Source organism: Ensifer sp. 4252, from assembly GCF_050434565.1.
GTDB lineage: Bacteria > Pseudomonadota > Alphaproteobacteria > Rhizobiales > Rhizobiaceae > Ensifer.
Map to the genome: position 1 here is coordinate 1 of NZ_JBNDIU010000041.1, position 26,163 is coordinate 26,163.

The following is a 26,163-nucleotide window of genomic DNA, read 5'->3' on the forward strand; positions in this document are numbered from 1 at the left end:
GCCGGCATGGTGATGGTCAACCTGCCGACCGCCGGCGTCGATTTCCACGTGCCCTTCGGTGGCCGCAAGGGCTCCTCCCACGGCTCGCGCGAGCAAGGTCGCTATGCCGCCGAATTCTACACAACCGTCAAGACGGCCTACACAGCAACGTAAGTCCGAGACCACTCAGGTCGATTCCGTTGACTGACGTTTAGCGTTTACGGCCGAGGCATCAGCGCGGTGGCGGATGATCTGCATCCCAACCAATCGTCTGTCGCTAAGGCGTTCGCTCAACTGACGGGGTCGATCATGGCAATCGGTACCGTTACGGGGAGGACCAAGAGCCTTGATAGGCATGGCAACTATGCGCCAACTGCGGCCGTTGCTATTGGTATCGCGCCATGCATCAAATCAGTTAAAAAGGCTTGAAACGCTTTGCTCCTTGGCCGTGCGTGCGAGGGCTTCGCCAATCAAAGGCGCGATAATGATGCGTCGGATATTGGGGGTCTGACGTTGAGCTTCGGTCTCGTTAATGGAATCGGTCACGACCAATTCCTTGAGGTTGCTGGCACCGATGCGTTCGCAGGCACCTTCGGAAAGCACACCATGAGTGATATAAGCCGAAACCTCCTTGGCACCAGCTTCCAACAAGGCTTCAGCCGCGTTGATCAACGTCCCGCCGCTATCTACTATGTCGTCGATCAGAAGGCAGCTTTTCCCGGACACATCACCAATGATGTTCATAACTTCCGACACCCCTGCGCGGGGTCGCCGTTTATCGACGATCGCAAGATCGGCACCAATGCGCTTGGCGATGGCGCGAGCTCGCGCTACGCCGCCCACGTCGGGCGAAACGACCATCAAGTTCTTGGTGTCGTAGTACTCCTCAATGTCGCGGGTCATGACCGGCGCTGAGTAAAGATTATCAGTCGGAATATCGAAAAAGCCCTGAATCTGATCGGTATGGAGATCTACCGTTATGACGCGATGGACACCTGCACCAGCAATCATATTGGCTACCAACTTCGCCGAAATCGGAGTGCGGCCAATGTCACGACGATCCTGACGGGCATAGCCGAAGTAGGGGATCACGGCCGTGATACGACGGGCAGATGAGCGGCGCAGCGCATCGGTCAGGATAAGCAACTCCATGAGATTGCCATCGGCCGGGGCGCTTGTTGACTGGAGAATATAGACGTCCTCGCCGCGCACATTCTCATGGAGTTGAACGTGGATTTCTTGGTCGGCGAAGCGTTTGACCGTACAGTCTGTGAGGGGAAGATTTAGGTAGTTGGCAATGGCTTCGGCAAGGGCTCGGTTGGAGTTACCGGTCACCAGCTTCATTAGCGCGATCCTGTTTCAAGGAGCCTTCGGGAGCAGACACTAAAGTTCGCAGGCACCTTTAGAGCCTTGCGTGTGGAATCACAACAGCGCGCTTCTGAGTTTTGCGGAATGACCGGTTTGGGCGGTGAATTCAACTGATCGCTGTAACACACTCTGCGAACCTCTCCGCTGGGGTCTTATAAAGCAAGGCCTTTCTCGGACGTGAGCTGCCTTGCGATAGCACTGAGTTTGGCTTGGCTGTGTACAGATAGGTCTGTGCCACGTGGGAGATATTGGCGCAGCAATCGATTGGTGTTTTCGTTCGAGCCGCCCAGCCGACCACAGATACACCGTCTTTCGCTGGCCAGTCAGCCACGGTTGTTGTCAAACCTTGATGTAGGTATCCGCATTGGGGGAAGATATCCGGGAAGCGTACTCGTGAACCTCTGCTCCCTTCATCTGCCCGGTCACACCAGCGACCGGGAATGTCGATGATGTCGTCTATGGCGGCGGACAGATCTTGATTTCGACGCCGCGCACAGGCTTAAGCTCGATATTGCGGTTCGTACGATCCTTCGTCCATTCGGGCGCAAAGCCGTTGCCGGCCGGAAGGAGCGACGGCAGCGAGGAGACTTGGCTTCCAGCCCAAAGCAACCGGCACAACCGCCGCTTCCGGACGATATTATGCGATCATTCGGGGCACCAAATGAGAGCGCGCGCCGGCTTGCCTTCACGGCAGTCGTCGAAGATGACCGATATTCAGTCCACGGAAATCATCCTGCTGCCGGCAGCGCTGCGGAGCGTCGGCAACAGGGGCGTTCCCGTTAGTCCTGGTACCGTTGTGGGGCCAACGCCATCGTCTGCGCATAGGCGAGCGGCGACCGGTTGCCTGGCAGGTTTTCGTCCAGCACCAAGGTCTTGAGATCGTCGGCGCGGATGTCGAGAGATATGGCACGTTCGAGCTTGTCGATCGACCAAACGGCATAGCCGTATGCAGGGTCAAATCCACAATCGCAGCCGCAATCGCCTTTGGTGATTTTCGACGGTCTTTCAGATAGGCACATGATCTGCGGTTTTGGCAGCTTGTAGCAATGCCCCTCATACGCATAACCATAAATGACGCCAATGCTATTAATGTAATTCCTGGGAACGTTCAGACCAACCGGAAGATAATTATAATAATCTCCATCAAATACCACGAGTGTTATTCCGTCACCTACAACTCCAGAGCTTTTCTTTAAAAACTCTTCAAGCTCCTCTATAAGCCTTTCAATAAGCTTTCCAATGTCTTCGGCAATACGATCGCCTCCAATGCTATTTATTTTCCTATCAAGCTCATAGATAGCCTCTTTAACCTTCTCATCTTTCTTCTGGCTTTCAAAAAATTCCGCAGGTCTCCCGTATAGCCTAATATCTCCTGGGCGATAATCTTTATAGTCAATTATATCTTTTAGTTTTTGCACATCTCCAACAACAGGATTAACACAGCAACCACTCATCTTTCCCTCCTTTGGCTCACCTTGAAGCGGTGATTTCACGCCATGCAAAATTCTCTTCGAGCAATTCGGCCGCCGCCCCGTCCGCTGCGGCAATGACGGCGCCTGCCGCCTGGTCCAGCCGCAGCGTGCTCGGATCAAGCGTTCTCAACGAGGTAGCAAGTGCCGCGCCAACCGCGTCGCGGGCCGCGGTCAGTGCCAGCTTGAAATACAATGGCTTGGTGCTGAATGCCGTCGCCGTCGCCTGGCGAAACGTGTCAAATTCGTCCTGCGCCAGTTCCCGGAGATCGACATCCAGAAGCCGCCTGTCGGCGCAACCATTCGCAACCAGATCGCGATGATAAAGCGCAACGATGCTGTCGAAAATGGCGCCGACGAACGGCAGCGCGCGGTCGTGCACCTCGCGGGTAACTGCGGACATTTGCCGGAAATTGGTCGCCAGGCGGATCTGCGTCTCGGGGCTCGTTTCCGCAAAGCGGTTCAGTTCGTTGTAGAGCAGCAGATTGCCTCTCGTTCGCCGCAGAAGCCGGTCGATCGCGGAATCGAAATGCAGGAACGAGATCAGCGAAACACAGTCCGAAAAGGCTTCGGAGAACGAAAAGAAGTCGCCATCAGGCGATGTCGCGGTTGGCACGCCCATCTCCGACAACATGATCAGATGCCCGACCTCGTGCGCGATCGTGTCAAAATTCAACGCGTAAGGTCTGAGAATGCCATCGACGTCGGAACGACCCAGTTCCAGAAAGCCGTAGCCCGCTTGAGCATTGTCCCAATCGACAAATGGAACGATTTCAAGCCTTGGAAAGGTCTGATCGAAGAACCAGTGGACCCGTCGCCCCAGATAACTCTGCCAGATGTCGAGAACGAAACGCACGGAGGCGTAGGCGTGAACGGCAAGAAACGGACGGGAGGTTGGATCGATGTTGTCGAAGTGACGGTCCGGCCCCGGCCTCACCGGCGCACGCCTTGCCCCGTCGAATGGCGGCCAGCTCGCGAGGCCATAGGGCTGCTTGCCATAGAGCGGATCCGCGACATACATGGAGAGGTCGCTGGGGCCCTCGCCGATTTCATCCCGCGGTATCGACAGCCACACTCGATCGGGCTGCTCGTATCCGGGAATGAAGGGTGGCTGGGGAAAAATCCAGAAGCGCGTGCCGACACGCACATTTCCAGAGTCGAGGGCATCGTCCCGAAGCAGACGCATCGCACAATTGCCCCCCTCGATTGAAAAATCTTCAATTAAGGATTCAATTTATAAGTGTTTGCTAAATTTGAGTCAATGCCGCCCGCCTCAAGATCCCGGACAAAGGTGTTCGTTGCGACCCACGCGCTGTTCACACGCCCCGCATTTTTCTGCATCACAAGGGCGCGCGCGCTTCGCAGTGCCAGGAGGGCGTCCAGTGTTTTTTGTCCCACCATTTCCTTCCGCAGCTCTTTGAATCTCTCCTGCGGGCACCCCGCATCCCGCAAAATCGCTTCGAACCGACGCTCTCGAAAGTTCGTGTTTCGCGCAATTGTTGTGAGCAAGTCGCGCTCGGCGGCTGTTATGAAATTCCGGCGTGTCAGGCCGGCAAACGACCGTTGGAGATCGACCAGTGCGTCTGTCAAAGGAAGAAAGCCGAGCTCCGGCGGCCCCGAAAGAACGGCGACCGCATCATCGGGAGCAAGCCGCCAGCGCCGATACCACCTGTAGATCAGGCCGACACCGATCATGCCGAATTCACTGAGTTCCGCCGCCCTGAGCGCGCCCATGCTTGCCGCGCCTATCACGACGATCCCCTGCGCCATCGCCCAGAGGATTTCCTTGTGTCGGACCGCCGGCCTGTCCTCGAATTGGCCGTCGATCAAGACCATCGCCCGCGGGCGGAATGCGTGGGCGGCAAGCAGAATGTCGCCTTGCGCGGCGGGTTGCAGGTAGATGGCGTCGAGAACCGCCGCCGCCTCGGCCAACCGAAGCGTCGGACCAAGAAACACCAGGATTGGACCTTCCTCACTCGCATCGACCATGTGAACACTCACCGCAGGATGGAAAAGGGACTGGCTCCGGGAAGGATGGTTCTTACGCACTGAACACCTGTTTCGACGTCCGCTCCCACCGGCACAGCCAATATGGGCCCCATGCCGGCGGATAGGACCCTGTCGATGAGCGAGCCGAGATCCGAAACGGCGCGCGCTTCAATTGCCGGGCGTGGCAACCCGGACGTGTCCACAAGAATAAGCTGGCGGGCTTTGGCGACGATCGCATCGGTGCTGCGTCTGTAATGCGCCCGGGTTTGATCGTCGCGCGCGCCCGATACCGCCCCGGCCCGTGCTGACAACGCTTCGAGCATCGCGCTCGCCGCCGCCGCAGCGATGCTTGGTCCCGCCGCATAACCCTCGGTCGGAAGAGCAAGGATCGGCTCGCCGGGGCCTGTCTCGATCGTCTGGCACCAGACCACCGGGACGTTTGCTGGCGAAGGGACGAGCCAAAGGCCGAAGGAAATATGGTGCTCGCCCACAACGGACAGTATGTGATCAACTCCGTCACCCAACCCGAGCGGGGAAATGCGCATTCGATCGAAGAAGCCGTGGGTGGCGAATGCACGAGCGATAGCGTCGCGCTCGATACATTCGAACAATCCATGCAGAAACGCGCCGAAGACAGTCATATGACAGGCGAGACCCGTGGTCGTGCGCATGAACAGACCATCATCTGCGGGCGGCGGATCCGTGTAGCAGGTGTGAACAAGTTCCAGAGGGACCGATTGTGGGAAACCGGCCGTGATGTTGATGCCCGTGATCCAGGGTATCGTCCTTGCCCGCCAGTTCCCCCGGCGACCAGGTGCCAGAAGATTTTCAAACAGGCCGTCAGCGATCTTCAGTTCATCCGCCGTCGCGGAAAATACCCGCTCCGAGGGAATGGCTTCGGCGTAGAACCGCTCAAGCGATTCCATGATCGCCCCCACCGCCGCTCCCGCCATGGCAAGGCCCCGCCCGAGCGACGTGACTTCAGAGAGGGCGGCGGGTCGAACGGCTTGAACCACCGGCAGGCCGATCCGGTCAAGTCCGGTCAGATCACCCAGCCGTGTTATGCGCGCATGACGGCAGAGCGGTAGAATCGCACGCAAGCATTGATCGGCCTCTTCGGGACCTGCGGGTGGCGACAGGGGTTTGTGAAGTCCCGAAATAATGGCGCTGCGCAAGTTCGCGAGCATCCCGTCATGGCATGACGGATGGTCCGTTTTTTGGGCCGTTGGTTCAACGCTTAAGGGCAACGCCAAGCTCCTGGATTGAATGTCTCGCCCGCCTTAGAAGCGCCTTTGCTCCCTGGCTCTCGGCAATTTCCACGGCTGAGCGCAGGTCGGCGACAATGGGATCCTTGGTAGCGTTGGCCCGCGCATGAAGAACGGCGCGGCGGCGGTAAAGCTCGGCGAGCCAATAGGCATGGCCGGTTTCCTTGGCCTTTTCGATCGCGTCATTCGTGACCTCGACCGCCGAGTCATATTTGCCCGCAAGCCCGAGCAGTGTGGCGTGCATGTAGAGATAAATCGGCAGATCTGCGACGGCACCGAGGCTTCTCAAGAGCGACAGCCCCTCGCGAAACATCGCATGCCCGCTCGGGAGGCTTTCCTCATGCGCGCGAGCCCAACCGGCGAAGAGGAATGACAGGCCGGACAGCGACTGCATCTCATGCAACCTCGCGAAGTCTGCCATTCTCTTGGAAATTTCGGTGAGACGCCCATAGTCGTCCCGGTAGAACGCAGACACCGCTTCCGTATCAAGCGAATGCGCCTTGCTCGGCGCGTGTGATATCCGGTCAGCGAAAGCGACCATCTTCGAAAGAGCCGTATCCGATGCTTTCGATTGTCCTGTCAGCCATAGCGAAAGGGCCAGTTGCCCTAGACCGCAGACCTTGGCATCATGGCCGCCAAATAACGTTCGGCTGGTTTTCGCCGCTCGCTCGTCATAAAGCGCAAGTCCCGCCTTAATCGCATCCTGGGTCTCTCGATGGTTGCCGAGGTTGAAATCAATGGCCCAGATGCAATGGTTGACCTGGAGTTCCACCTCCGGATCTTTCGCCCCGGCCAGCATTGCCCTCACTTGCAGAGCGCGATCGTGCATAACGCGAAAATCCGAGCCTGTGAGCCACCACCCCCAATAGATCGGAAACCATCTGGATTGATCCTCCATCGGCTGTCGGCGGGCGATGGCCACGCCATCTTCATAGAGCTTGCGTGCAGGCGGCGAGTTCAGTCCGACAAGGCCGGTCAGAATAGGACCTAGCGACGTCAGCGCGGACAGCTGCAATGGCTCAATCGCATGTCCCTCGCCCAATCGGCCGCAAATCGCCAAGGCGTGCTCCAGATAGTTGCGCGCCTCTACCATCGCCGATCGGCTAGAGCTCTCTTTCCCTGCCACAGTGTACAGTTCGATTGCGCTTTCGAAATGCCCCGCACGCTCCGCATGCTCGGCCAGTGTTCCGGTGTCGATCCAAGCAGCCATTTGGCGGTTTTGACTGACAGCTGCGAACAGTCGCCGATGCAATGCCTGCCGCTGCCTGCGCAAGAGCGCATTGTAGATCGTTTCCTGAATCAATACGTGCCGGAAACCATAGGCGATATGCCCCCGCGCCCTGATCCTCACCAGAAACCCCGAATCGCTCAGGGTCTCTGCGGCCTTGGCCAGAGACGTCTTGCCAAGTCCTGGCAGCAGTGCGCGAAGCAACGATAGCGTGAACCGGGTGCCCGCAACTGCTCCCGCTCGCGCCACGTCCCTGGCCGTGCCCAGGTGGTTGAGGCGTGCATCCAATATTTCCTCGAATGCGGACACATGGCTGGGTTTAACGTTTTCCGATAGGCTCATAGTGTCCGCGGCAACGTTCTCCGAGACCCATTGGCAGATTTGCTCGATGAAGAGTGGAACGCCGCCGGATATCCTCTCGATGACATCATAGAGCTCAGGAAGCATGGCCTGCCTGTGCTCCGGCCACCTTGCCTCTATAGCCTGTCGTGTTTCGTCCCGATCAAGCGGAAGCAGCGTCAGACGCGTGGGGTTGGCCGCATCCAGCCAGTCCGCCGCAAACCCGAGACGTGAGGTCACGACGAGGAGAATCGGAAGTTGGCGAGCAACCCGAGCAGCTTCCGCCAGCAAATCCCGGGAGGTTGGGTCGATCCAGTGGATATCTTCGACCGCCAGGACGATCGGCCCATTCGCGCACAACGCTGCGAGCGCCCGAAACACGGCGCGAAGAGCCTTTTCCCGGATGGCCTTGGGGTCGTTATCGGCGAGCCGTTGATTTCGTCCCAGCGCACCCAGCAGATACGCGAATGTTTCAATCGTTTCCGCGTCGCGAATGCCGTTTCGTTCCAAGGGGGTTGTCACAGCGGAAGCCGACAGGCCCAGCTGACCGTCTTGTCCAGACGCTGCACCCATAAAGCTGTTCAACAGAGGATGCAGCGTCGAACGATGCCCTCCGGGCAGGCACTGAAAGAAGAAAAGCCCGGATCGACGGTCGCGCGTCATCTTGCGCACTTCCCGCAGAAGGCGTGACTTTCCGATGCCTGCGTCTCCCTCGAGCAGAAGTACTTCGCCACCCTTCGCGGAGACCCTTTCCCAACAGGCGGCGATCGTGCTCAACTCGCTTTCGCGGCCAATGAAGCGGCCGCCAAGGCTACCGAACGCGTAGAACCTGTCGACCTCGATCTTGTGTCCGAGTGCACGCCACACCTTCTCCGGCACAGTGAAGCCCTTGAGTGTCTTGGCGCCTTCGAACACGAAAGCATGCGACCTGCCGGCCAGGTCGCGCGTGTCCCCCGAAACAAAAACGGTGTCTGGTGCGGCGATCTCTTCCAGACGGGTGGCTATCGCCAGTGCAGCACCCGTAACCGGCTCCCCCTTCTCCTCCTGCGTCTCTTGGATAAGAGCGACGGATGTCGCGATCCCGACGCGAACGTGCACGTCGTCGCGCCCGGCTTCCCGGCCAACGCGCGCGCAGCCTTCGACGATCCCGAGACCCGCGCGAATGGCGAGCGATGCCGCATCCTTCGCACCTAGCTCAATCGGGAAGAGCGCCACGCCGCCGTCGCCGGCCTCAAGCTGCATGACGCCGGAATGAGAGGTTATCGACTGTTTCGCCGCATTCTGAAATGCAGCGATCAGTTCCTGATAGTCTTCTATGTCGAGCAGGTGGAGAAGTCTCGTCGACCCGACCAGATCATAACAGAGGGCGGTGACGATCCGCCGCTCGCCCACATATTCGGAAGGGCGTCCCTTGCGACGCGAAGGTTTCGTCGGTTGTCGTGGTTTGTTGACCCGACTTTCGAGCATCCGCCACTCCTGCCGCTCGCGTGTATGCTGAACCCCTAAAATATATAGCATAGGCGAGCGGCGTTCGCTTGTAGGCGCGGCGATTCACTGTGGCGGCCCTACCGACGAGGGGCCATTGGATCGGTTAGCGGCACTCGCGAGGCCGTACCCCATTCAGGAGGATTTCTACAGCGGAAGCCACCGTCTGCTGTGCTTCATCGCCCGAAGGCGGCGGGCAAAGTCCGAGAATGACCGGCAACAGGTTGTCGCGGATCATGCCGACGAAGTGCCCGGCTAAGCGCAAGCAGTCATCCGTCCGAATGTCCCCCGTTGCGTGGCAAGTTCAAGGATCTCAGCGAGGCGGGACTTGGCCCTGCTCGGCCCCTGTTCATAGAATAACTTCACAAGTTGAGGGAAGCGATTGGCCTCGGTGATGGCAATCCGGTAGAGCCCGATCACGGTGGGCGAAACGTAAAGGCTCATGAGGCGCTGACCAAACGCTGTAAGGGTCTCTTCTGTGTCGCGACATAGACGATCAAATGCATGCCGAAGAGGCGCTGCGCCGAAGCGAACGGGAGATTCAACAACTGACCGACGCCTTGCCGGTCCACATCTGGAGCTGGACGCCCGAAGGAAAGCTGTCATACGTCAGCAAGCGATGTCTGAACCATTCTGCCTCTCCGAGGCGCACTTCGAGGATTTCGCAGGAGTGGTGCAAGCTGGTTCATCCCGAAGACGCTGCCGAAGTGGAGCGTAGGGCAGCGAACTGCATCAAGACCGGCGACGCCTTCGTCATGCACTATCGCCGGCGTGGAAAAGATGGCGCCTATCGCTGGACGGAGGGCAGGTGCGAGCCTCTGCGCGATCAAGACGGAAAGATCCTGCAGTGGTACGGCGTTTCCCTCGACATTCACGACGCGGTGCAGGCGCAGGAAGAATTGTGCCTCACCCAGCAAAACCTCGCGCGCGCAAGCCAGGCGGCGTGCCTTGCCGAGCTCTCTGCATCCATCGCCCACGAGGTCAACCAGCCGTTGACGGCTTTGGTTGCCTCTTCGAACGCCTGCCAGCGGTGGCTCACGGCGGAACCGCCGAACATCGAGCGGGCGCAGAAGACCGTAGAGTCTATCACTCGTGCTGCAAACGCCGCTGCCGACGTGGTGAGCCGCATCCGCGCCCTGTTCAGGCAATCCGTGGAAACGAGGGATCCGATGGCGCTCGGCCACCTCGTTGCAGAGGCGCGAGACCTCATGGCCGAGGAGGCGTCGCGGCGTCGCGTCCGCATGGTTGTCGAAGTCGATAACGACCTGCCGCTCGTCGCGGTCGATCGAGTCCAGGTCCAGCAGGTTCTGATCAATCTCGTTCGCAACGGCATGGAGGCGATGGAGTCCATTGCAAGCCACAGGGTCCTTCGGATGCGTGTGCGGCGCTCCGCGGCCCGGGCATCGAATTTCCCGACGGGATATTCGAGTCTTTTTTTACGACGAAATGTTACGGCATGGGCATGGGACTTGCGATCTGCCGGTCCATTATCGAGTCCCACGGCGGAAAATTATGGGCGGAGAACAACGAACCGCATGGAGCGACGTTTATCTTCGCGCTGCCGGTTGAGGCGACAACGGTGCCTTTACTTGCAAGACGGACAATAGACGTTCTGCATTTCCTGGCGCGCCGAACCCCATTCAGGACGACTTCTACCGCAGAGGCGACCGTCTGCACTCTGCCACCTGGAAAACCTATCTACGCCACCATGAGGTGGATGTCGGCGCTTCCGCGGGATGGGAGGGCTTGCAAATCCTGGGTACTTGACGACATTGCGTGCATGAACACCTCCGAGCAATCATCGCACGCAGCCCGGCCCGGAACGAGATGGCGCCGAATCCCGATCGCAGCCCTCATGGCATTGAGTTTCGGCGCGCTGGTGTTTGTATCAGTGGGTGGAGTTTTGGCGTTGTCGGTGGGTGCCAACGTTCGCAATACCTTTGATTTGCTCGGCGCTCAATCCACTCTCCTGGTCGATGCTATGGAAGACTGGCTGCGTGCCGAAATGGGAGGCGCCGAGAATGCGGTGGACGGCGTCGCACAGCTTTATGCCCAGGGCGATTTCCAGATCGACGAAGCGACGATGTCGGCCGCGCTGGCTGGTGCTCTTTCGGCGACGCCCGGCGCAAATGCGATGCTGGTCTGCACCACCGACCTGGAATGCAGAGGCGCGGTCCGTGGCGCGCGCGGCGTTCCGACCGGAGAGATCCGGCAAATTCCGGCAGAGCCTGAGAAATCTCCTCAAGTCCGAGCCGCCCTTGAAAACCGGCGGCAGCTCACTGGTCGTCAGTGGGGCGCGTTCGTGGCCAACGAGCATGGCCTGTTCGCCAACGTTTCGGCCCCGCTTGAACGCGATGGCGAGACGCGGGGTTGGGTGATCGCCGCGGTGGAATTGCAGAAACTGTCGGAAATCACGCGAGAACTGTCTTCTCGCTTCGGTACGCATGCTTTCATTCTGGATGGCGACGGAACCATCTTGGCGGACCCTCGCTTGGCCGATCCGAATTCGGGCATGCTGCCGCTGACGCCGCTTGCTGCATTCGGCGATCCGGTTCTCGCGCGATACAGCGAGCGGACGACGCAGACGGAGTTCAGCGCGAAGCGCGGCCGCGATATTGAGGTTGCCGAGATTCGGACCGACGGGCAAGGCGCACTTATCTCACTGGCGGAAGCGGACACTTATGTCGCCATCACACGCAAGATCACTGGTTATGGTGAGCGGCCCTGGACGATCGGAGCGTATTTCGAGGCTAGGCAAATTGGCGACGAGATTGAACGTGTCATGGGATCGGCTCTCTTAGGGCTGGGCGCGATGGTTGCGGCGGTGGTCGTAGCGGTGCTGCTGGGCAGACGTTTGTCACGTCCTGTTCAGGAGATCGCGGGCCAGGCCTCGCGCGTTGCCAATTTCGAACTTGACGAAATAAAGCCGCTGCCGCGCAGCAGGGTGCTGGAACTGGACGAGCAGGCATCTGCCTTCAATGCGATGCTTGTGGGTCTTCGTGCGTTTTCCACCTACGTGCCGCGTTCTCTTGTCGCCAAGCTGGTGCGCACCGGACAGACCGGGATCGCCGAACCGCGCGAAGCAATCGTCACCGTCATGTTCACCGACATCGCCGGCTTTACAACGCTGTCGGAGCAGATGGATGCTGCCTCTGCAGGGAAGCTCCTCAACCATCATTTCGGCATTCTCTGCCGCGCGGTTGACGCGAACGGCGGTGCAGTCGACAAGTTTCTGGGTGACGGAATGCTGGCATTCTTCGGGGCCCCGGATCACCTGGAGGATCACGCCGCCGCAGCCGTCCGTGCAGCGGCAACCATCCGCGAAGAGCTGGAGAACGACAACAAAAAAGGAGCGGCGGAAGGTCGGCCACCCCTACGGGTGCGCATCGGCATCCACACTGGCCTTGTCATTGTCGGCAATATCGGAGCTTCCGACCGGGTCAACTACACAATCGTGGGCGATACTGTGAACATCAGCCAGCGGCTCCTGGAAGTGGGCAAGCTGTCGATGCCAGATGCGCCGGCCTGCATCACCCTTTCCAAAGAGACTGCCTCGAGGCTCGACGAAAGCTTCACAACGATCCCGATGGGGGAGCATAGGCTGCGCGGTCGCGGCGAAGCGACAGAGGTTCTCCAGCTTGGCAAAGTCACGGCGCTCGCGCCGGCCTGTTTTGGCCCTACGGCTATGGGGCGTCCCACCGTTCTGTAGCTGGAAGCTTGGTGTGGGGTTGTTTGTGACGACACGCCAGCAAATGCCAAACACTCCATTTGCATGCCGCTATCGGTACCAGCCAAGAAGCAAGCGACGAGAATTCCGAGGGAACTCACGAAAACATAAGGTCATAGCCGCGGCTTTCGGTCCAATGCGATGCAGCAGAGGAATGGAGAACAGAAGAAACGCAGTTCGAGATCAGCCCCCGTCAAGCCGAAATGATCGCCCACAGCTGCGTCACCCCCATTGCAACGACGAGGATGGCGCTTGCTCCGATGAACAGCGCCGTAGGTATCTGCTTCAAGTGAGCACCGAAGCTGCTGCCCGAGAAGTCGTCGACGGCATCGTCCAGCATTGCCTTTAAGTCATCGAAGGCGGCCTTGGATGCCAAGACCCCGTAAGCCGTGATTGCGACCACAATCGTCGCGAGCGCGAACCTGGCGGCTAGTCCCGCTGATGATGCGTAAGTAAGGATCGCGAACATGGTCGCGATATTGGGTGAAGAAAGTGATCGCGTATGTCTGCGTGAGATGGGCAAGTCGCGCAGCCGACGCCGCTATGTATTGGTCAGCGGTGAGTTTCGCCATGTGATCCTCCGGCAAGTGAGCCGCTTGGGTACCGACTTGCGAGTGAACGAAGTCTTCCCTCGTTAAAGGACGCTAAAACGGCATCGAAACTCCCGTTCTGTCCGCACCTCTCCATCCCAACAATTATAGCACAAGTTGAAGGGAACCTCAGCAGCTCCTGAATAATCGTGCTCCGGCCTCTGAATGTCCGAAATGGCGCGACCAACCCGCTCCGGTAGCCGCACGAACGGCGGCATGCCACACCCGCTGCCGACGGTCGGCTGACAGGAAAGGCGGCGGGGTGGGCCGACGGCCGGTTTACCCCGGTTGGCGCTCACCACCGTTTCAAGCGCTGGTCAGTTGCGACAAAAATGGACATCTCGGGAATGATCCGCTTCAGCCGGATCCGCATTTTCTCAGATGGCACGGAACCATACTTCGGCGCCGCCGTTGAGGTTGCGTCTTGCAACAGAGGAACCGCAACCATGAAAAAAGCGGCTGAAGCGCACAACCCGAAAGAAAACGATCGCCGGGATAGTTCTAAACCTGGCACGATCGTCGCCGGCCCGGAGGCCCACGCGCGGGAGGGGGCTGGAAAGATGCCCGCAGGCCGGAGTGTCAAATCCGAGAAACCGGCGAAGGAGCCGGCAAGCCGTTCCTAGCCTAGTGGATGCGGAGACCTCAAAAGACGGAGGATCCGACGGCCTCCCCCCGTTTGACGGGGGAAGGCGTTGGCTGGGAAATCCCAGGGGTCATGCAGCCAGATCGAAACGATCGGCGTTCATGACCTTGGTCCAGGCCGCAATGAAGTCCTTGACGAACTTCTCCCTGTTGTCATCCTGGGCATAAACCTCCGCATAGGCGCGAAGAACGGAGTTCGAGCCGAAAACGAGGTCGACGCGTGTCGCAGTGTACTTGGTCGCGCCGGTCTTGCGGTCGCGGATTTCGTACAGGTTGTTGCCGGTCGGAACCCACTGGTAGCTCATGTCGGTCAGCGTGGCGAAGAAGTCCGTCGTCAACGCGCCGACCTGGCTCGTGAAGACGCCGTGCGCTGTGCCGGCATGGTTCGTGCCGATGACGCGGAGACCGCCGACGAGTGCTGTCATCTCCGGTGCTGTCAGGCCCATGAGTTGGGCGCGATCGAGCAGCAGCTCTTCCGGGCTCACCACATAGTCCTTCTTCTGCCAGTTGCGGAAGCCGTCGGCGAGCGGCTCGAGCGGGGCGAAGCCGTCCGCGTCCGTCTGCTCGGCCGTCGCATCGCCACGCCCTGCAGCGAAGGGCACCTCGATGTCGAAGCCTGCGGCTTTTGCCGCCTGCTCGACGCCGTAGTTGCCGGCGAGCACAATGACGTCGGCAAGGCTTGCGCCCGATGCCGCGGCGATCGGCTCCAGAACGGAAAGAACACGGGCCAGACGCGCCGGCTCATTGCCCTCCCAGTCCCTCTGCGGGGCAAGGCGGATGCGGGCGCCGTTCGCGCCGCCGCGGAAATCCGAACCGCGGAAGGTGCGGGCACTGTCCCACGCTGTGGTTACCAGATCCGAGACGGAGAGACCGGATGCCGCGATCTTCGCCTTGACGCCCCCGATATCGTAATCCCTGCGACCGGCCGGGATCGGATCCTGCCAGACAAGGTCTTCTGCCGGCACATCCGGGCCGCGATAACGGGATTTCGGACCCATGTCGCGGTGCGTCAGCTTGAACCAGGCGCGGGCGAAGGCATCCGAGAAGGCCTCGAAGTCGTTCCTGAAACGCAGCGAGATTTCGCGGTAGACCGGGTCCACCTTCAGTGCCATGTCCGCATCGGTCATCATCGGAATGGTACGGATCGAGGCATCCTCGACGTCGACCGGCTTGTCTTCCTCTGCGATGGTGATCGGCGCCCACTGAGAGGCGCCCGCGGGGCTGTGGGTCAGCGTCCATTCATGCTTGAACAGCATCTCGAAGAAGCCGTTGTCCCACTTCGTCGGCTCGGAGGTCCAGGCACCCTCGATGCCCGAGACGACCGTGTTGCGGCCGATGCCGCGACCCTTGGTGTTCAGCCAGCCGAGGCCCTGGAATTCCGGGCCAGCGGCTTCGGGATCGGGGCTGAGGTCGCCCGCGTTGCCGTTGCCGTGGGACTTGCCGATGGTGTGGCCGCCGGCGGTGAGTGCAACGGTTTCCTCATCGTCCATACCCATGCGCGCGAAGGTCTCGCGCATCTGCGCGGCGGTCGCCAGCGGATCGGACCTGCCGTTCACGCCTTCCGGGTTGACGTAGATGAGGCCCATCTGCACGGCAGCGAGCGGGTTTTCCAGCGTCTCGGGCTTGGAGACGTCGCCGTAGCGACCATCGCTCGGGGCGAGCCACTGCTTCTCGTCACCCCAGTAGACGTCCTTTTCCGGCGCCCAGATGTCCTCGCGGCCGAAGGCGAAACCGAAGGTCTTCAGGCCGGCGACGTCATAAGCGATGGTGCCGGCAAGCGCGATCAGGTCGGCCCAGGAGATTTTGTTGCCGTATTTCTTCTTAATCGGCCAAAGCAGGCGGCGACCCTTGTCGGTGTTGACATTGTCCGGCCAGGAATTGAGCGGGGCGAAGCGCTGGTTACCGGTGTTGGCGCCGCCGCGGCCGTCGGCGGCGCGATAGGAGCCGGCGGCGTGCCAGGTGACGCGCGCCATCATGCCGACATAGCTACCCCAGTCGGCCGGCCACCATTCCTGGCTGTCGGTCATCAGGGCGCGCAGGTCCGCCTTCAGCGCCTCCACGTCGAGCTTCTTGAGTTCTTCGCGATAGTTAAAGCCCTTTCCCAGCGGATTGGTCTTGCTGTCGTGCTGGTGCAGGATGTCGAGGTTGAGCGCGTTGGGCCACCATTCCATGACGGAGTTGCCGAGAGCCGTGGCGCCGCCGTGCATGACCGGACACTTGCCGGTTGCGGTTGTCTTCGTATCCATTTTTGGTCCTCCAACGGATTTTCTTCAATCTACGGACACTGGAAGGGGTTCGCGGGCACACTTTTTGGGTCAGCGCCGCCGGAAGCGTCTTCCAAGTGACCAATGAATAACAAGCCGATTCCATAAATTCCAATTGTATATTCTAAAGGCAGCGATATGCTGAGGTTATGAATGGCCTAACCATGAAACATCTCCGCTATTTTGAAGCCCTTGCCCGGATCGGCCATTTCGGCCGCGCCGCGGAGAGCTGCGCCATCTCGCAGCCCGCGCTGTCCGTGCAGATCAGGGAACTGGAGGAACTGCTCGGCGCACCGCTCGTGGAAAGAGGTGGGCGCCGCATACGGCTGACGGGTCTGGGCGAGGAGTTTGTTGGCCGTGCCCGCGCTATCCTGCGCGCTGTTGACGAATTGGAAGACCTCGGACGGGCTGCGCACGGACCGCTCGCGGGCCGCCTTCGCCTCGGCATCATTCCAACGGTAGCGCCCTATCTGCTACCAAGCATCATAAAGGCGCTCACACAGCTCTATCCGGGGCTCGATCCGCGACCGCGTGAGGCGATCACACGAAGACTGATCGAGGATCTGGCGGAAGCGAAGCTGGATATCGCCATTGTCGCGCTGCCGATTTCCGAGTCTGCCCTGGAGGAAATCCCGCTCTTTGAAGAGGAGTTCGTGCTGGTACGGCCACTGGCGGATGCGGAAAAGCCGGTGCCGGCTTCGGACAGGCTGCACGAGATGCGCCTGCTTCTGCTGGAGGAGGGGCATTGCTTCCGGGATCAGGCCCTGTCTGTCTGTAATATCACGACCGCATCGACGCGCGATGTAATGGAAGGGAGTTCGCTCTCGACGCTTGTTCAGATGGTGGGTGCGGGCATAGGTGTGACGCTTATCCCGCAGATGGCCATCGAGACCGAAACGCGGTCCTCTTCGGTCTGCGTGTCGCCGCTTACCGGCCCTCGTCCCACCCGAACGATCGGGATGGCCTGGCGAAAGACCAATCCACTGTCGACGCAGTTCACTCGGATCGCCGACATCGTGCGCGAAGCCGGACTGAGCAGGCAGAGACAGATGGATGGCGCCCCGTAAGGAACTGTTATGTCAGTCATCGGCATAGCGGCAACAGACAATCGCAGGTTCCAGACCGTTATGGGGCATCCCTGCTGATACGAGTACTCTTCGAGAGATAAGAGGGTGCCGGCGGCACCCTCTCGCATCATTCACCCCGTGATAAAATCCAGCAGATCCTTGTTGATAAGGTCGGCGTGCGTGGTCGCCATGCCGTGGGGAAGGCCTTTATAAATCTTCAGCGTCGCGTTCTTCAGGAGCTTTGCTGAAAGGATGGCCGAGTCCGCGATCGGCACGATCTGATCGTCGTCTCCGTGGAGAACGAGGGTCGGCACATCGATCGATTTCAGATCGTCAGTGAAGTCCGTCTCAGAGAAAGCCTTGATGCCAAGATAGTGAGCGTTCGCGGCGCCGGTCATGCCCTGGCGCCACCAATTTTGGATCGTCGCTTCAGAACGCTTCGCTCCCTCGCGGTTGAAGCCGTAGAAGGGTCCGCTTGCAAAGTCGATGTAGAACTGAGACCTATCGGCGGCCAGAACAGCTCGCAAGCCATCGAAGACCTCGATCGGAAGGCCACCAGGGTTGGCCGGCGTCTTGACCATGATCGGCGGAACAGCCCCAACAAGAACGAGTTTGGAAACCCTTCCCTTTCCATGGCGGGCCACATAACGGGCCGCCTCTCCACCACCGGTGGAATGGCCGATGTGAACCGTGTTGCTGAGATCGAGGTGCTCCACCACCGCAGCAACATCCGCTGCATAGTGATCCATATCGTGTCCATCGCTTACCTGGGCGGAGCGACCGTGGCCACGACGGTCATGCGCGATGACGCGGAAGCCCTTGCCGAGAAAAAAGAGCATCTGGGCGTCCCAATCATCACCGCTGAGCGGCCATCCGTGATGGAAGACGATCGGCTGGGCGCTTTTCGGCCCCCAATCCTTGTAGAAAATTGCTGTGCCGTCTTTCGATGGGACGTATTCGCCAGCGGACCGATGTCCCGCCTCCGTTGCGGGTTCCTCGGCCCGCGCCGAACTGACGGCTACCGCTGCCGTTGCGGCAGCAAGCCCCAATGTGCCTGTCATCATATCTCGCCGCGTCGGCGTTATGGAACCCGGATTCATGTCAGTCTCCTATTCGAGGAAATATCAGCAACTACGCCGTGTAGATTTCACAGTATAATGTTCATCGATCTACCAATCCGGCGACATACCGTATCAATCGAAGTGATCGTTTGTAGCTATACGTTAGTTTCGTATCTCTAAGTGTACACGAGACAACTTAGCCCCTCCTCTGAGTAAGGCGGTTCCGGAAAATGCCAGCTCTGTAAATATCGATAGGCCCGGGTCCGGTGCCGGTAGATGCATATCGAAGGCAGCGGCCCTTTCGCCCAAGTTCGCTTGCTCCGAGGGTTTCACATGGAAATCGAGAGGGTCCCGCGAGACATCCAAGCGACCAGAGCAAATGATCGCCGCTTGCGCCCTTGCGGGCCCGACGGCGCTTCTGGAGTTACGTTCAATGAAGGCGGCCATCGGACGCCAATAGACCATCGCTTGCGTGGCGAAGCGAGAAATCTACCGACAAATGTAAAGCAACCCTAACTTCTGTTTGATGTCTCGAGGAGGCAGCGCGCGATAAGACGTGTTAGCGCTTCGCCGACGAACGGAGCGTAGAAGGTTCAATTCGGAGATTGCGACAATGCTTGGTCTGCTGAGGGAAGCAACCGGACTGATAGCATTCGTACGCACAGTTCAGGCAGGTTCCTTCAGCGCTGCTGCGAAAAGCCTGGGGGCGACGCCATCATCTGTTTCCAAAGGCATCTCTCGGTTGGAACGCCTGTTAGGCGTACATCTGTTCCGACGATCTACCCGCCTTCTAGCCATGACGCCGGAAGGTGAAGCCTTCTACGACAAGGTAATGCCTTTGCTCGAGCAGATCGACAGTTCGGCAGATGCGGTTCAGTCCTATCGAGCGCCGGCAGGTCATCTGCGCGCCAGCCTGCCCAGCGAACTCGGGCGGATGATTCTTGAGCCGATATTCACCGATTTCATACCAAGATACCCGGAGATTTCATTGGCTATAGGTATGACCGACCGGCACGTCGATCTTTTGAGAGAAAACTATGACGTGGCCTTTAGAGTCGGCCAGGTCGAGCAAGCCGGCCTGATGTGCAAGACACTCTCGCACCTCGACATGGCGCTCGTGGCATCCCCTTCCCTTCTCGACAAGCATGGGAAAATCGAGAGCATTGGCCATCTGAAAAAACTTCCATTCGCGCGATATATTGCAGATGGCAAACCCTATCCCATCAGCTTTCTGGACGGCAGCAGTATCCTTCCGTCAGGCAGGGTCGATCTGGATTCAGCCACTGCTATTCGCGACGCGGCGCTCAGCGGCGTCGGTGCTGCACACCTGATAAAACGCATTGTCCAAGAAGACCTCGATCGAGGTCTGCTTGTCGAGCTACTTCCGCAACTGAAGTTGCAAACCGTTCCGTTTCAAGCTGTCCACGCGTCGGGCAGATTGCCGAGCTTCCGCCTGCAACTGTTTACCGATTTCATAGCAACGGTGATGCGATCCTCCCGCAAGTGAGCAGGGATCTTGATGGTTACTTATGTTCGAGCAACTAGGGAGCTAACTTGCGCGGATGCGAGGCGGAGCCGGAGCCGCGATCGGCTCCGGCAAAAAAGACGTCAGCGCACCGGCGGCGGGGTAGCCGTCTTTACCCAGTCCGAGAAGGCAACTTCACCGATACGTACACCGGCGGAGGGCATCAGGGTCGTGTCGTCGAGAAGAGCGCCGAAGTACCGCGTCTGGTTATCAACGATGATCTCCCGGTTATCTCCGATCTGGCGGAGATATTTTGTGACGGCATCTGCAATCTTGATGCGCTCCGGGCCTGCAATTTCAACGACAGCATCGCGGGGTTCGCCAAGAACCAGATCGGCGAGAGCACCGGCCACGTCATCCGACAAGATCGGCTGCATCATAGCCGGCGAGAGATGAACTTTATCGCCCTCTGTACCGGATTGGGCGATACCGAACATGAATTCAAAAAATTGCGTTGAGTGAACCAGCGTGTAAGGAATTTTCGAGTCCTTGATAATCTTCTCCTGAGCCAGTTTCGCGCGAAAGTAACCACTTGCCTGAAGACGCTCGGTTCCGACGACCGAAAGTGCGACGTGATGCTTCACGCCGGCCGCCGTTTCTGCGGCCATCAGATTGCGCCCGGATGTCTGGAAGAAATCCATGACCGCCTTGTCTTCAAACAACGGCGAGTTTGCGACGTCCACCACGACTTGCGCACCGGCCAGGGTTTCTGCGAGCCCCTCGCCGGTGATCGTATTCACTCCGGACGCCGGCGATGCTGCAATGACGTCATGCCCTTTGGCCTGAAGGCGCTTCACCAATTTCGAACCGATGAGGCCGGTTCCGCCAATAACGACGATCTTCATAGTTCGCTCCTTGAACATGAGAATTCCCACGAGAAAGCGCACCAGCCGACCTGGTACGCCACTTCGATTACTTCAGGTCTGCCTTGTGGAGGTCGAGCATGGCATCGCACGACCCCGGTACCGTCTTGAACGCGGTATTCACGCGGGTCCACGCGTTCGCCGACATCACGACAAAGGTGAGATCGGAAACTTCCTTCTCGCTGAGCTGCGAACGAACGCGCTCATAGATATCGTCCGGAACGCCGAGTTCCGGCGGGTTCGTCACGATTTCTGCCCATGCAAGGGCCGCGCGTTCTCGGGGAGCAAAAAGCGTGGATTCACGCCACGATGCCAGATGACAAAGGCGCAGTTCACGCTCGCCGTGAATCTTCGCCTGCTTGATATGCATGTCGAGGCAGAAGGTGCAATTGTTGAGCTGCGCGACTGCGTTGTCTTTGGTGGCCACCACGAATTCCATGAACTTCTTCATGAGATCCGGCGATTCCTTCGCGAAGTTGATGCGCCGTGTCATTGTATAATTCCCAATTCTTTAAACCGATTGGCCACTGGTGTGGGAGTAGGCAAATGCAAATCTATGGAATTATCACTTGGGTCATAGCTAAACGTAAGTTTGGGGATGTTCGAGCGCACGTGAGCAAGTTCGTTTGGCACACGTATTTTCTCAGCCAGGAACGCGCCGATCTTTGATCGACAATTGATACTGGCGAAGATCAATGCGTTTCTGATAGGAGGGAACCAACTACATGACGGATAACTAGATCAACGGCACAGCGATCCGCAGTAGCCGTCCGCTCCGCAACCCTGCCCGCTATCTGGTGTCACTCAATCAGCTCCGTCGAACCTGCTCGACCTTCCGAACGAGGTCCGCCAGCGATCGGCTCTGCATCTTGCGCATGAGGCTCATGCGATGGAGTTTCACAGTCATTTCGCTGATACCGAGTTGATACGCTACCTGCTTGTTCATAAGCCCGCTGACCACGGCAAACATCACCTCATGCTCGCGAGGAGTGAGGGTGTCGACCAACGATTGAATTCGATCCAGTTCCGCGTCCACCTTCCGCCGTTCAGAGTCGAGCCTTATAGCTCGATCCACCGCATCAAGAAGATCCTGATTGACGAAAGGCTTGATGATAAGATCCATGGCCCCTGCCTTCATCGCCTTTACACTCGTCAGGATGTCCGCATGAGCCGTTAGAAAGATCACGGGAAGACGACTACCAGCCAGCGAAAGGCGCTCCTGAAGATCGAGGCCGGTTCCCCCTGGCATTCGGAAATCGAGCACGAGGCAACCCGGCGCACGGATGTCGGCCGTTTCCAGGAATTCGGGACCGTTAGAAAATGCCGTCGCCCGCTTCTTGGTTACCATGAAGAGATCAAGCAACGCTTCCCGCATCGCCTCGTCGTCGTCAACGACATATACAATCGGTTCGCCACAGTCTTCCGCCTTGGCTTGAGCGTGTTGCATCAGAGTGGCCCCAATTTTTGTCGCGCGCGGCCGGCCACGCATTCGAGATATGGCGTTGCCCGGCCGGCGGTTCGAACCCGCGCGCACAGCGACGGTCATGACGGTTTCTCTTGCCGTTGAAGCAATGTCTAACACGGAACAGGGCGCTCGTGACCGTACACCTTGGTCTAGGAGGCCCTATACCCTAGGGCATGTTGTTCATCATCTCGTGGGCCATCGGCATAATGTTGACGTTGAGGTAGTGCATGCCCAGAGCGATCCGGCGAGCGCGATGCCGATGATAACGAGCGTGAAGATCAGTGCCATCATCGTCCAGCCGCCTGCTGCGCCGCAATATCGCCGGACGGCAACATGACGACCAGGTCGCACCCGGCAAAGGCTCACGCATCGTCAGATACCCTTTGTCGGAGACCGGAACATCCCAAACATTGGTTTGCGTTGACCATCACGGCGCCGCTGAGGTGTCTCCGAAAGATGGTACAGCGATCAGTGGACACCCGCGAAACTGGAACGCCCGAATAGAACAATCGCCGGTCAACCCATAACTTCGTTTAGTCGAACGCGCCTGCCAAAGGCATATCATCCGATTGATATCTATCGGATGGAGTTCGACATGAGAGTAGCTGTGATCGGCGCGAGCGGCGCGATGGGTTCGAGGATCGTTGGCAGGTTGCAACACGATGGGCAGGACGTCGTTACAGCGTCAAAGAAGACGGGCGTCGATGCCTTTACGGGCGAAGGTCTGGGGGCTGCACTGGAGGGCGTCGATGTCGTTATCGATGTCACAAACTCCGGCTCTTTCGGAGAAGGCGATGCACTGACCTTCTTCAAGCAAACGGGAAAAAACCTGCTGGGTGCAGCAAAGGCGTCCGGAGTCCGGCACTATCTGGCGCTCTCCGTCGTCGGAACGGACCGCTTGGTTGAGAACGACTACTTTCGCGGCAAACTCGTCCAGGAGAACCTGATCCGATCCTCCGGGTTGCCCCACACGATCGTCCGTTCCACCCAGTTCTTTGAGTTTTTCAGCGGGATCGTGAACGCTTCGGCAGTCAACGGAGATTTGCGGCTGCCGTCGATCGCCGTGCGGCCGGTATCTGCAGATGAAGCGGCAAACTGGGTGACAAAACTAGCAGTTGACGCGCCGCAAAACACGATCCTCGAACTTGGCGGACCTGAATCTATCGAACTTTCCGAGCTGGCCCGTGAATTACTGACTGCCACTGCGGACAATCGCCTAGTCAGTCCTGATCAGGACGCACCATATTTCGGCGTGGCCTTGCCGCCAGACGGTCTTTTGCCCATGAAGCAAACCATGTCCGGCAAATTGTTTTTCCATGACTGGCTTTCCCAGAGCATTGCGGCCTAGAGAACGTCAAGGATCGCAGTTTCGGACAAGGAGAAGACGGGCACGGTGCGCCGCCTTCTCCTATGATTGGCACTGCCAGTTCAAGAAACGGCCCTATTCGCGTTCGGCAGAGGGGCCGATTGCTGCCCGCGAGTGCATGCCCAGGCTGTGGCGGCGATGCCAAAAAGTGCCGGCAAGCTCACTGCCGGAAAATCCCGTACGATAACCGATGCGGAGCATATCCCGACCGCCACTTCCCAGAAATGAAACACGGCGTGTGCGATCAGCCAGAGCGTCGCAACGCCCCAAAGCTCAATTCGTCGGACCGGCCTGACCCAGCCGATTGCAAATGCCAGGGCGACGAACGCCTGGATGATGCCGATGTCCCGAATAAAATGCTGGTTGTAGAAGCCCGTATCGGTCACTCCGGGGACGAAGTAATACCATCCCTCCGGGTCGTAGAGCATGTGTATTGATAGCCAAGCGGCGAGCAAAACATTAAACCACACCATAACAAAGACGGAGTATTTCAGGGGTTTCATTTCTTGTCTCCTGCTTTCGATCAGGAACAGGGTAACACCGAGCGTTGGGCGGGGCCTCCCAAACCAAGGTTTAGGAGATGGTGGTAGCGGTCCACGACGAGCCGCCGATAAGTCAACAAGCGGACGAGCGGGCATCGGAACAGCTCAACGCGATTTCACACGATGGCTCCTCCGGAAACGACCAGTGCCGGGTGTCCCAACGCTGGTCAAGAGCAGCATTACTTCGTCAAAGCCGCTTCCTCGATGAGAAACCTCGCCGGGATGCGAGACCATAACGACATGCGACGCGCCGCTGACAACAATCGTCTTCTTGGAGTTTGCGCGTTCGGCCATCCGATGCAGCGCATGCGGAGGAATATTCTTATCGGCATCTCCGTAGATAAACCACGAAGGCTTTTCCTTCCATGCCGCTTGCGGAGCAGGCTCAGCCAAAGCCGCGTCGGTGATTGGGCGCTGGATCGCAGCCATCAATTTTGCCTCCGCCACGGTACGTCCGCCGCAAACTGTGCCGGAAACTTTTGTTGATCAATATAGAGGTCCTTACCCGCATTGGCGGCCAGCGGCACTGGATCCGCGAGAGCCGGAGCAAGGGTGCTGCCCGGGAATTTGCCAGAGAGGTCTATCGCAGACTCCCCGATCTCCGGGGCAAATGCAGCCACGAATACCAGTGCCATCTGCCGGCCTCACGAACTGTGGTGGGCGCAAACCGGCTCCCGAAGCAATTTAGGAGCCGGTTGCAGCGGTTTCAGGTGAGCGACATTCCGCCGTCCACGAGCAACTCGATTCCGTTGACGAATGTACCCATCGCCGCCAGGAAGAGGGCTGCACGCGCGAGTTCCTCGGGACGACCTAGCCTTCCGGCGGGAATAAGGTTGGACATCTGCTGTTCGAACGCGGGGAATTCGGCCTCACCGACGCCCAGCTTTCCAAGAATTTCCGTTTCGACTGGCCCAGGGCTGAGGATGTTCACCCGAATCTTGCGCTCCTTGAACTCAATGGCCCAGTTGCGAGCGAATGCCGCCAGCGCTGCCTTCGATCCTGCGTAGACGGTGTGTTGAGGCAAGACTTTAGTTGCTGCGAGAGAGCTCGTGACGATGATGTTGCCACCCTCGCGGATGAGGGGAGCGATTGTCTGCACACCGAAGAAGGCAGCGCGCGTATTGATCGCGAAATGGCGATCATATTCCTCTTCCGTCACAGTCGCTGATGACGAGAGGTCTATCACACCAGCGTTTGCCATGTAGATGTCGATCGGGCCAAACTGCGCCTGGACCATCGCTGCGAGGCGCTGATGGTCGGTCGTATTGGCTACATCGCCACAAAAGCCGACCGCACCGTTTCCGATTTCCTCCACAGCAGCGTCAACAACACTTTGTCGCCGACCGGTTATTATGACCCTTGCCCCTTCACTGGCGAACAGCCGCGCGGTTTCCTTGCCGATACCGCTATTGCCGCCCGTGATGATGGCTACTTTGTCCTGAAGCAACTTCATTTTTGGATCTCCGTGTTTACGCGTCTGAGATAAACGCCGACTTGGCATGCGATTAGCCGTCCGTGGGGAACAAGATGTGTTCCCCACGGCGCGTAATGGCGCCCAATTGCCGCTGCGGATGCATCGAGGGTCGACGGGGACGAGCCGTCGGATTGGGAACTGAATTTCGATTGACGGACCTGCAAGCAATTGAAGGCATCCGCTCGCCGACCTCCCGCGCCCTTACTCCGTCATGGTCGGGCATATTGGAGTGAGTTCAGCAGGCCCCTCGGCCACGGCACCGTCGCAATCCTCGACCGATGCAGGCATCACACTGAGGTCCGCGCTTGCCGGACGACCGCAGACGGACCACGCAATAGGCCAATATCAGCGCAGGTCCGTATTGTCAGGCGACATGTAAAACTGGTCCGGTAGCGACACCTAAAACTGGTCCCTCTTTCAGACCTTAGGAGGGACTAATGGACGTTGAGACAGGT

The 26,163-nt window shown here is 58.8% G+C and carries 19 protein-coding genes and 5 pseudogenes; 6 read left to right on the forward strand and 18 right to left on the reverse strand.

The window, feature by feature from the left end:
- A partial coding sequence (locus ABIE33_RS34305; RefSeq protein ID WP_429133413.1) for an aldehyde dehydrogenase family protein occupies positions 1-153 on the forward strand: 153 nt, incomplete at its 5' end.
- Positions 154-390: 237 nt separating this feature from the next.
- On the opposite strand, the gene ABIE33_RS34310 is transcribed toward ABIE33_RS34305, so the two are convergent.
- The 8 genes and pseudogenes from ABIE33_RS34310 to ABIE33_RS34345 all read right to left on the reverse strand — a co-directional run bounded on the left by ABIE33_RS34310 (position 391) and on the right by ABIE33_RS34345 (position 9,728).
- Positions 391-1,323, reverse strand: coding sequence for a ribose-phosphate pyrophosphokinase (locus ABIE33_RS34310; RefSeq protein WP_429133387.1), 933 nt, complete (start codon positions 1,321-1,323; stop codon positions 391-393).
- 130 nt (positions 1,324-1,453) lie between these two features.
- Positions 1,454-1,631, reverse strand: a pseudogene (locus ABIE33_RS34315) (transposase); the annotation flags it as partial.
- Between the two features lie 495 nt (positions 1,632-2,126).
- On the reverse strand, positions 2,127-2,801 hold the full coding sequence (locus ABIE33_RS34320; protein WP_429133415.1) for a hypothetical protein: 675 nt from the start codon (positions 2,799-2,801) through the stop codon (positions 2,127-2,129).
- A 16-nt stretch (positions 2,802-2,817) separates the two neighbouring features.
- Positions 2,818-4,002, reverse strand: coding sequence for a hypothetical protein (locus ABIE33_RS34325; RefSeq protein ID WP_429133389.1), 1,185 nt, complete (start codon positions 4,000-4,002; stop codon positions 2,818-2,820).
- A 35-nt stretch (positions 4,003-4,037) separates the two neighbouring features.
- Complete coding sequence (locus tag ABIE33_RS34330; protein ID WP_429133391.1) at positions 4,038-4,805, reverse strand: TfuA-like protein; 768 nt, start codon at positions 4,803-4,805, stop codon at positions 4,038-4,040.
- An 8-nt stretch (positions 4,806-4,813) separates the two neighbouring features.
- On the reverse strand, positions 4,814-5,992 hold the full coding sequence (locus ABIE33_RS34335; protein ID WP_429133416.1) for a YcaO-like family protein: 1,179 nt from the start codon (positions 5,990-5,992) through the stop codon (positions 4,814-4,816).
- 43 nt (positions 5,993-6,035) lie between these two features.
- Positions 6,036-9,104: an ATP-binding protein gene (locus ABIE33_RS34340; protein WP_429133393.1), complete on the reverse strand. Its 3,069-nt coding sequence runs from the start codon at positions 9,102-9,104 to the stop codon at positions 6,036-6,038.
- Positions 9,105-9,228: 124 nt separating this feature from the next.
- A pseudogene (locus tag ABIE33_RS34345) lies at positions 9,229-9,728 on the reverse strand (TetR/AcrR family transcriptional regulator C-terminal domain-containing protein).
- On the opposite strand from ABIE33_RS34345, the pseudogene ABIE33_RS34350 reads away from it, so the two are divergent.
- Together ABIE33_RS34350 and ABIE33_RS34355 are read left to right on the forward strand one after the other, a co-directional pair.
- Positions 9,623-10,692 (forward strand): annotated as a pseudogene (locus tag ABIE33_RS34350) (PAS domain-containing sensor histidine kinase); the annotation flags it as partial. The pseudogenes ABIE33_RS34345 and ABIE33_RS34350 overlap by 106 nt on opposite strands.
- 285 nt (positions 10,693-10,977) lie before the next feature.
- Positions 10,978-12,831, forward strand: a complete 1,854-nt coding sequence (locus ABIE33_RS34355; protein ID WP_429133418.1) for an adenylate/guanylate cyclase domain-containing protein — start codon at positions 10,978-10,980, stop codon at positions 12,829-12,831.
- 211 nt (positions 12,832-13,042) lie between these two features.
- Here the strand turns inward: ABIE33_RS34355 and ABIE33_RS34360 are convergent, their stop codons facing one another.
- Together ABIE33_RS34360 and katG are read right to left on the reverse strand one after the other, a co-directional pair.
- Positions 13,043-13,318 (reverse strand): hypothetical protein, encoded by a 276-nt coding sequence (locus ABIE33_RS34360; RefSeq protein ID WP_429133395.1) that lies wholly within the window; start codon positions 13,316-13,318, stop codon positions 13,043-13,045.
- Positions 13,319-14,152: 834 nt separating this feature from the next.
- Positions 14,153-16,327, reverse strand: a complete 2,175-nt coding sequence (katG, locus tag ABIE33_RS34365; RefSeq protein ID WP_429133397.1) for a catalase/peroxidase HPI — start codon at positions 16,325-16,327, stop codon at positions 14,153-14,155.
- A 167-nt stretch (positions 16,328-16,494) separates the two neighbouring features.
- On the opposite strand from katG, the gene ABIE33_RS34370 reads away from it, so the two are divergent.
- Positions 16,495-17,412 carry a hydrogen peroxide-inducible genes activator gene (locus ABIE33_RS34370; protein ID WP_429133398.1) on the forward strand — a complete coding sequence of 306 codons (918 nt, stop codon included), beginning with the start codon at positions 16,495-16,497 and terminating at the stop codon, positions 17,410-17,412.
- Between the two features lie 131 nt (positions 17,413-17,543).
- On the opposite strand, the gene ABIE33_RS34375 is transcribed toward ABIE33_RS34370, so the two are convergent.
- On the reverse strand, positions 17,544-18,512 hold the full coding sequence (locus tag ABIE33_RS34375; RefSeq protein WP_429133400.1) for an alpha/beta fold hydrolase: 969 nt from the start codon (positions 18,510-18,512) through the stop codon (positions 17,544-17,546).
- Positions 18,513-19,086: 574 nt separating this feature from the next.
- Here ABIE33_RS34375 and ABIE33_RS34380 point away from each other — a divergent pair.
- Positions 19,087-19,980: a LysR family transcriptional regulator gene (locus ABIE33_RS34380; RefSeq protein WP_429133402.1), complete on the forward strand. Its 894-nt coding sequence runs from the start codon at positions 19,087-19,089 to the stop codon at positions 19,978-19,980.
- 101 nt (positions 19,981-20,081) lie between these two features.
- On the opposite strand, the gene ABIE33_RS34385 is transcribed toward ABIE33_RS34380, so the two are convergent.
- The 4 genes and pseudogenes from ABIE33_RS34385 to ABIE33_RS34400 form a co-directional block, all read right to left on the reverse strand.
- Complete coding sequence (locus tag ABIE33_RS34385) at positions 20,082-20,843, reverse strand: SDR family oxidoreductase (protein ID WP_429133404.1); 762 nt, start codon at positions 20,841-20,843, stop codon at positions 20,082-20,084.
- 67 nt (positions 20,844-20,910) lie between these two features.
- Positions 20,911-21,354, reverse strand: coding sequence for a carboxymuconolactone decarboxylase family protein (locus tag ABIE33_RS34390; RefSeq protein WP_429133406.1), 444 nt, complete (start codon positions 21,352-21,354; stop codon positions 20,911-20,913).
- 315 nt (positions 21,355-21,669) lie between these two features.
- A complete protein-coding gene (locus ABIE33_RS34395) occupies positions 21,670-22,308 on the reverse strand; it encodes a response regulator transcription factor (RefSeq protein ID WP_429133420.1) in 639 nt (212 codons plus the stop codon).
- A 184-nt stretch (positions 22,309-22,492) separates the two neighbouring features.
- Positions 22,493-22,629, reverse strand: a pseudogene (locus ABIE33_RS34400) (cytochrome o ubiquinol oxidase subunit IV); the annotation flags it as partial.
- 292 nt (positions 22,630-22,921) lie between these two features.
- Here ABIE33_RS34400 and ABIE33_RS34405 point away from each other — a divergent pair.
- Entirely contained in the window at positions 22,922-23,674 is a 753-nt protein-coding gene (locus ABIE33_RS34405) for an SDR family oxidoreductase (RefSeq protein ID WP_429133408.1), read from the forward strand.
- 80 nt (positions 23,675-23,754) lie between these two features.
- On the opposite strand, the gene ABIE33_RS34410 is transcribed toward ABIE33_RS34405, so the two are convergent.
- The 3 genes and pseudogenes from ABIE33_RS34410 to ABIE33_RS34420 all read right to left on the reverse strand — a co-directional run bounded on the left by ABIE33_RS34410 (position 23,755) and on the right by ABIE33_RS34420 (position 25,687).
- Positions 23,755-24,195, reverse strand: coding sequence for a hypothetical protein (locus ABIE33_RS34410; protein WP_429133410.1), 441 nt, complete (start codon positions 24,193-24,195; stop codon positions 23,755-23,757).
- A gap of 246 nt (positions 24,196-24,441) precedes the next feature.
- Positions 24,442-24,866: pseudogene (locus ABIE33_RS34415) on the reverse strand (alpha/beta fold hydrolase); the annotation flags it as partial.
- Positions 24,867-24,940: 74 nt separating this feature from the next.
- Positions 24,941-25,687: an SDR family oxidoreductase gene (locus tag ABIE33_RS34420; protein WP_429133412.1), complete on the reverse strand. Its 747-nt coding sequence runs from the start codon at positions 25,685-25,687 to the stop codon at positions 24,941-24,943.
- Positions 25,688-26,163 lie beyond the last annotated feature (476 nt).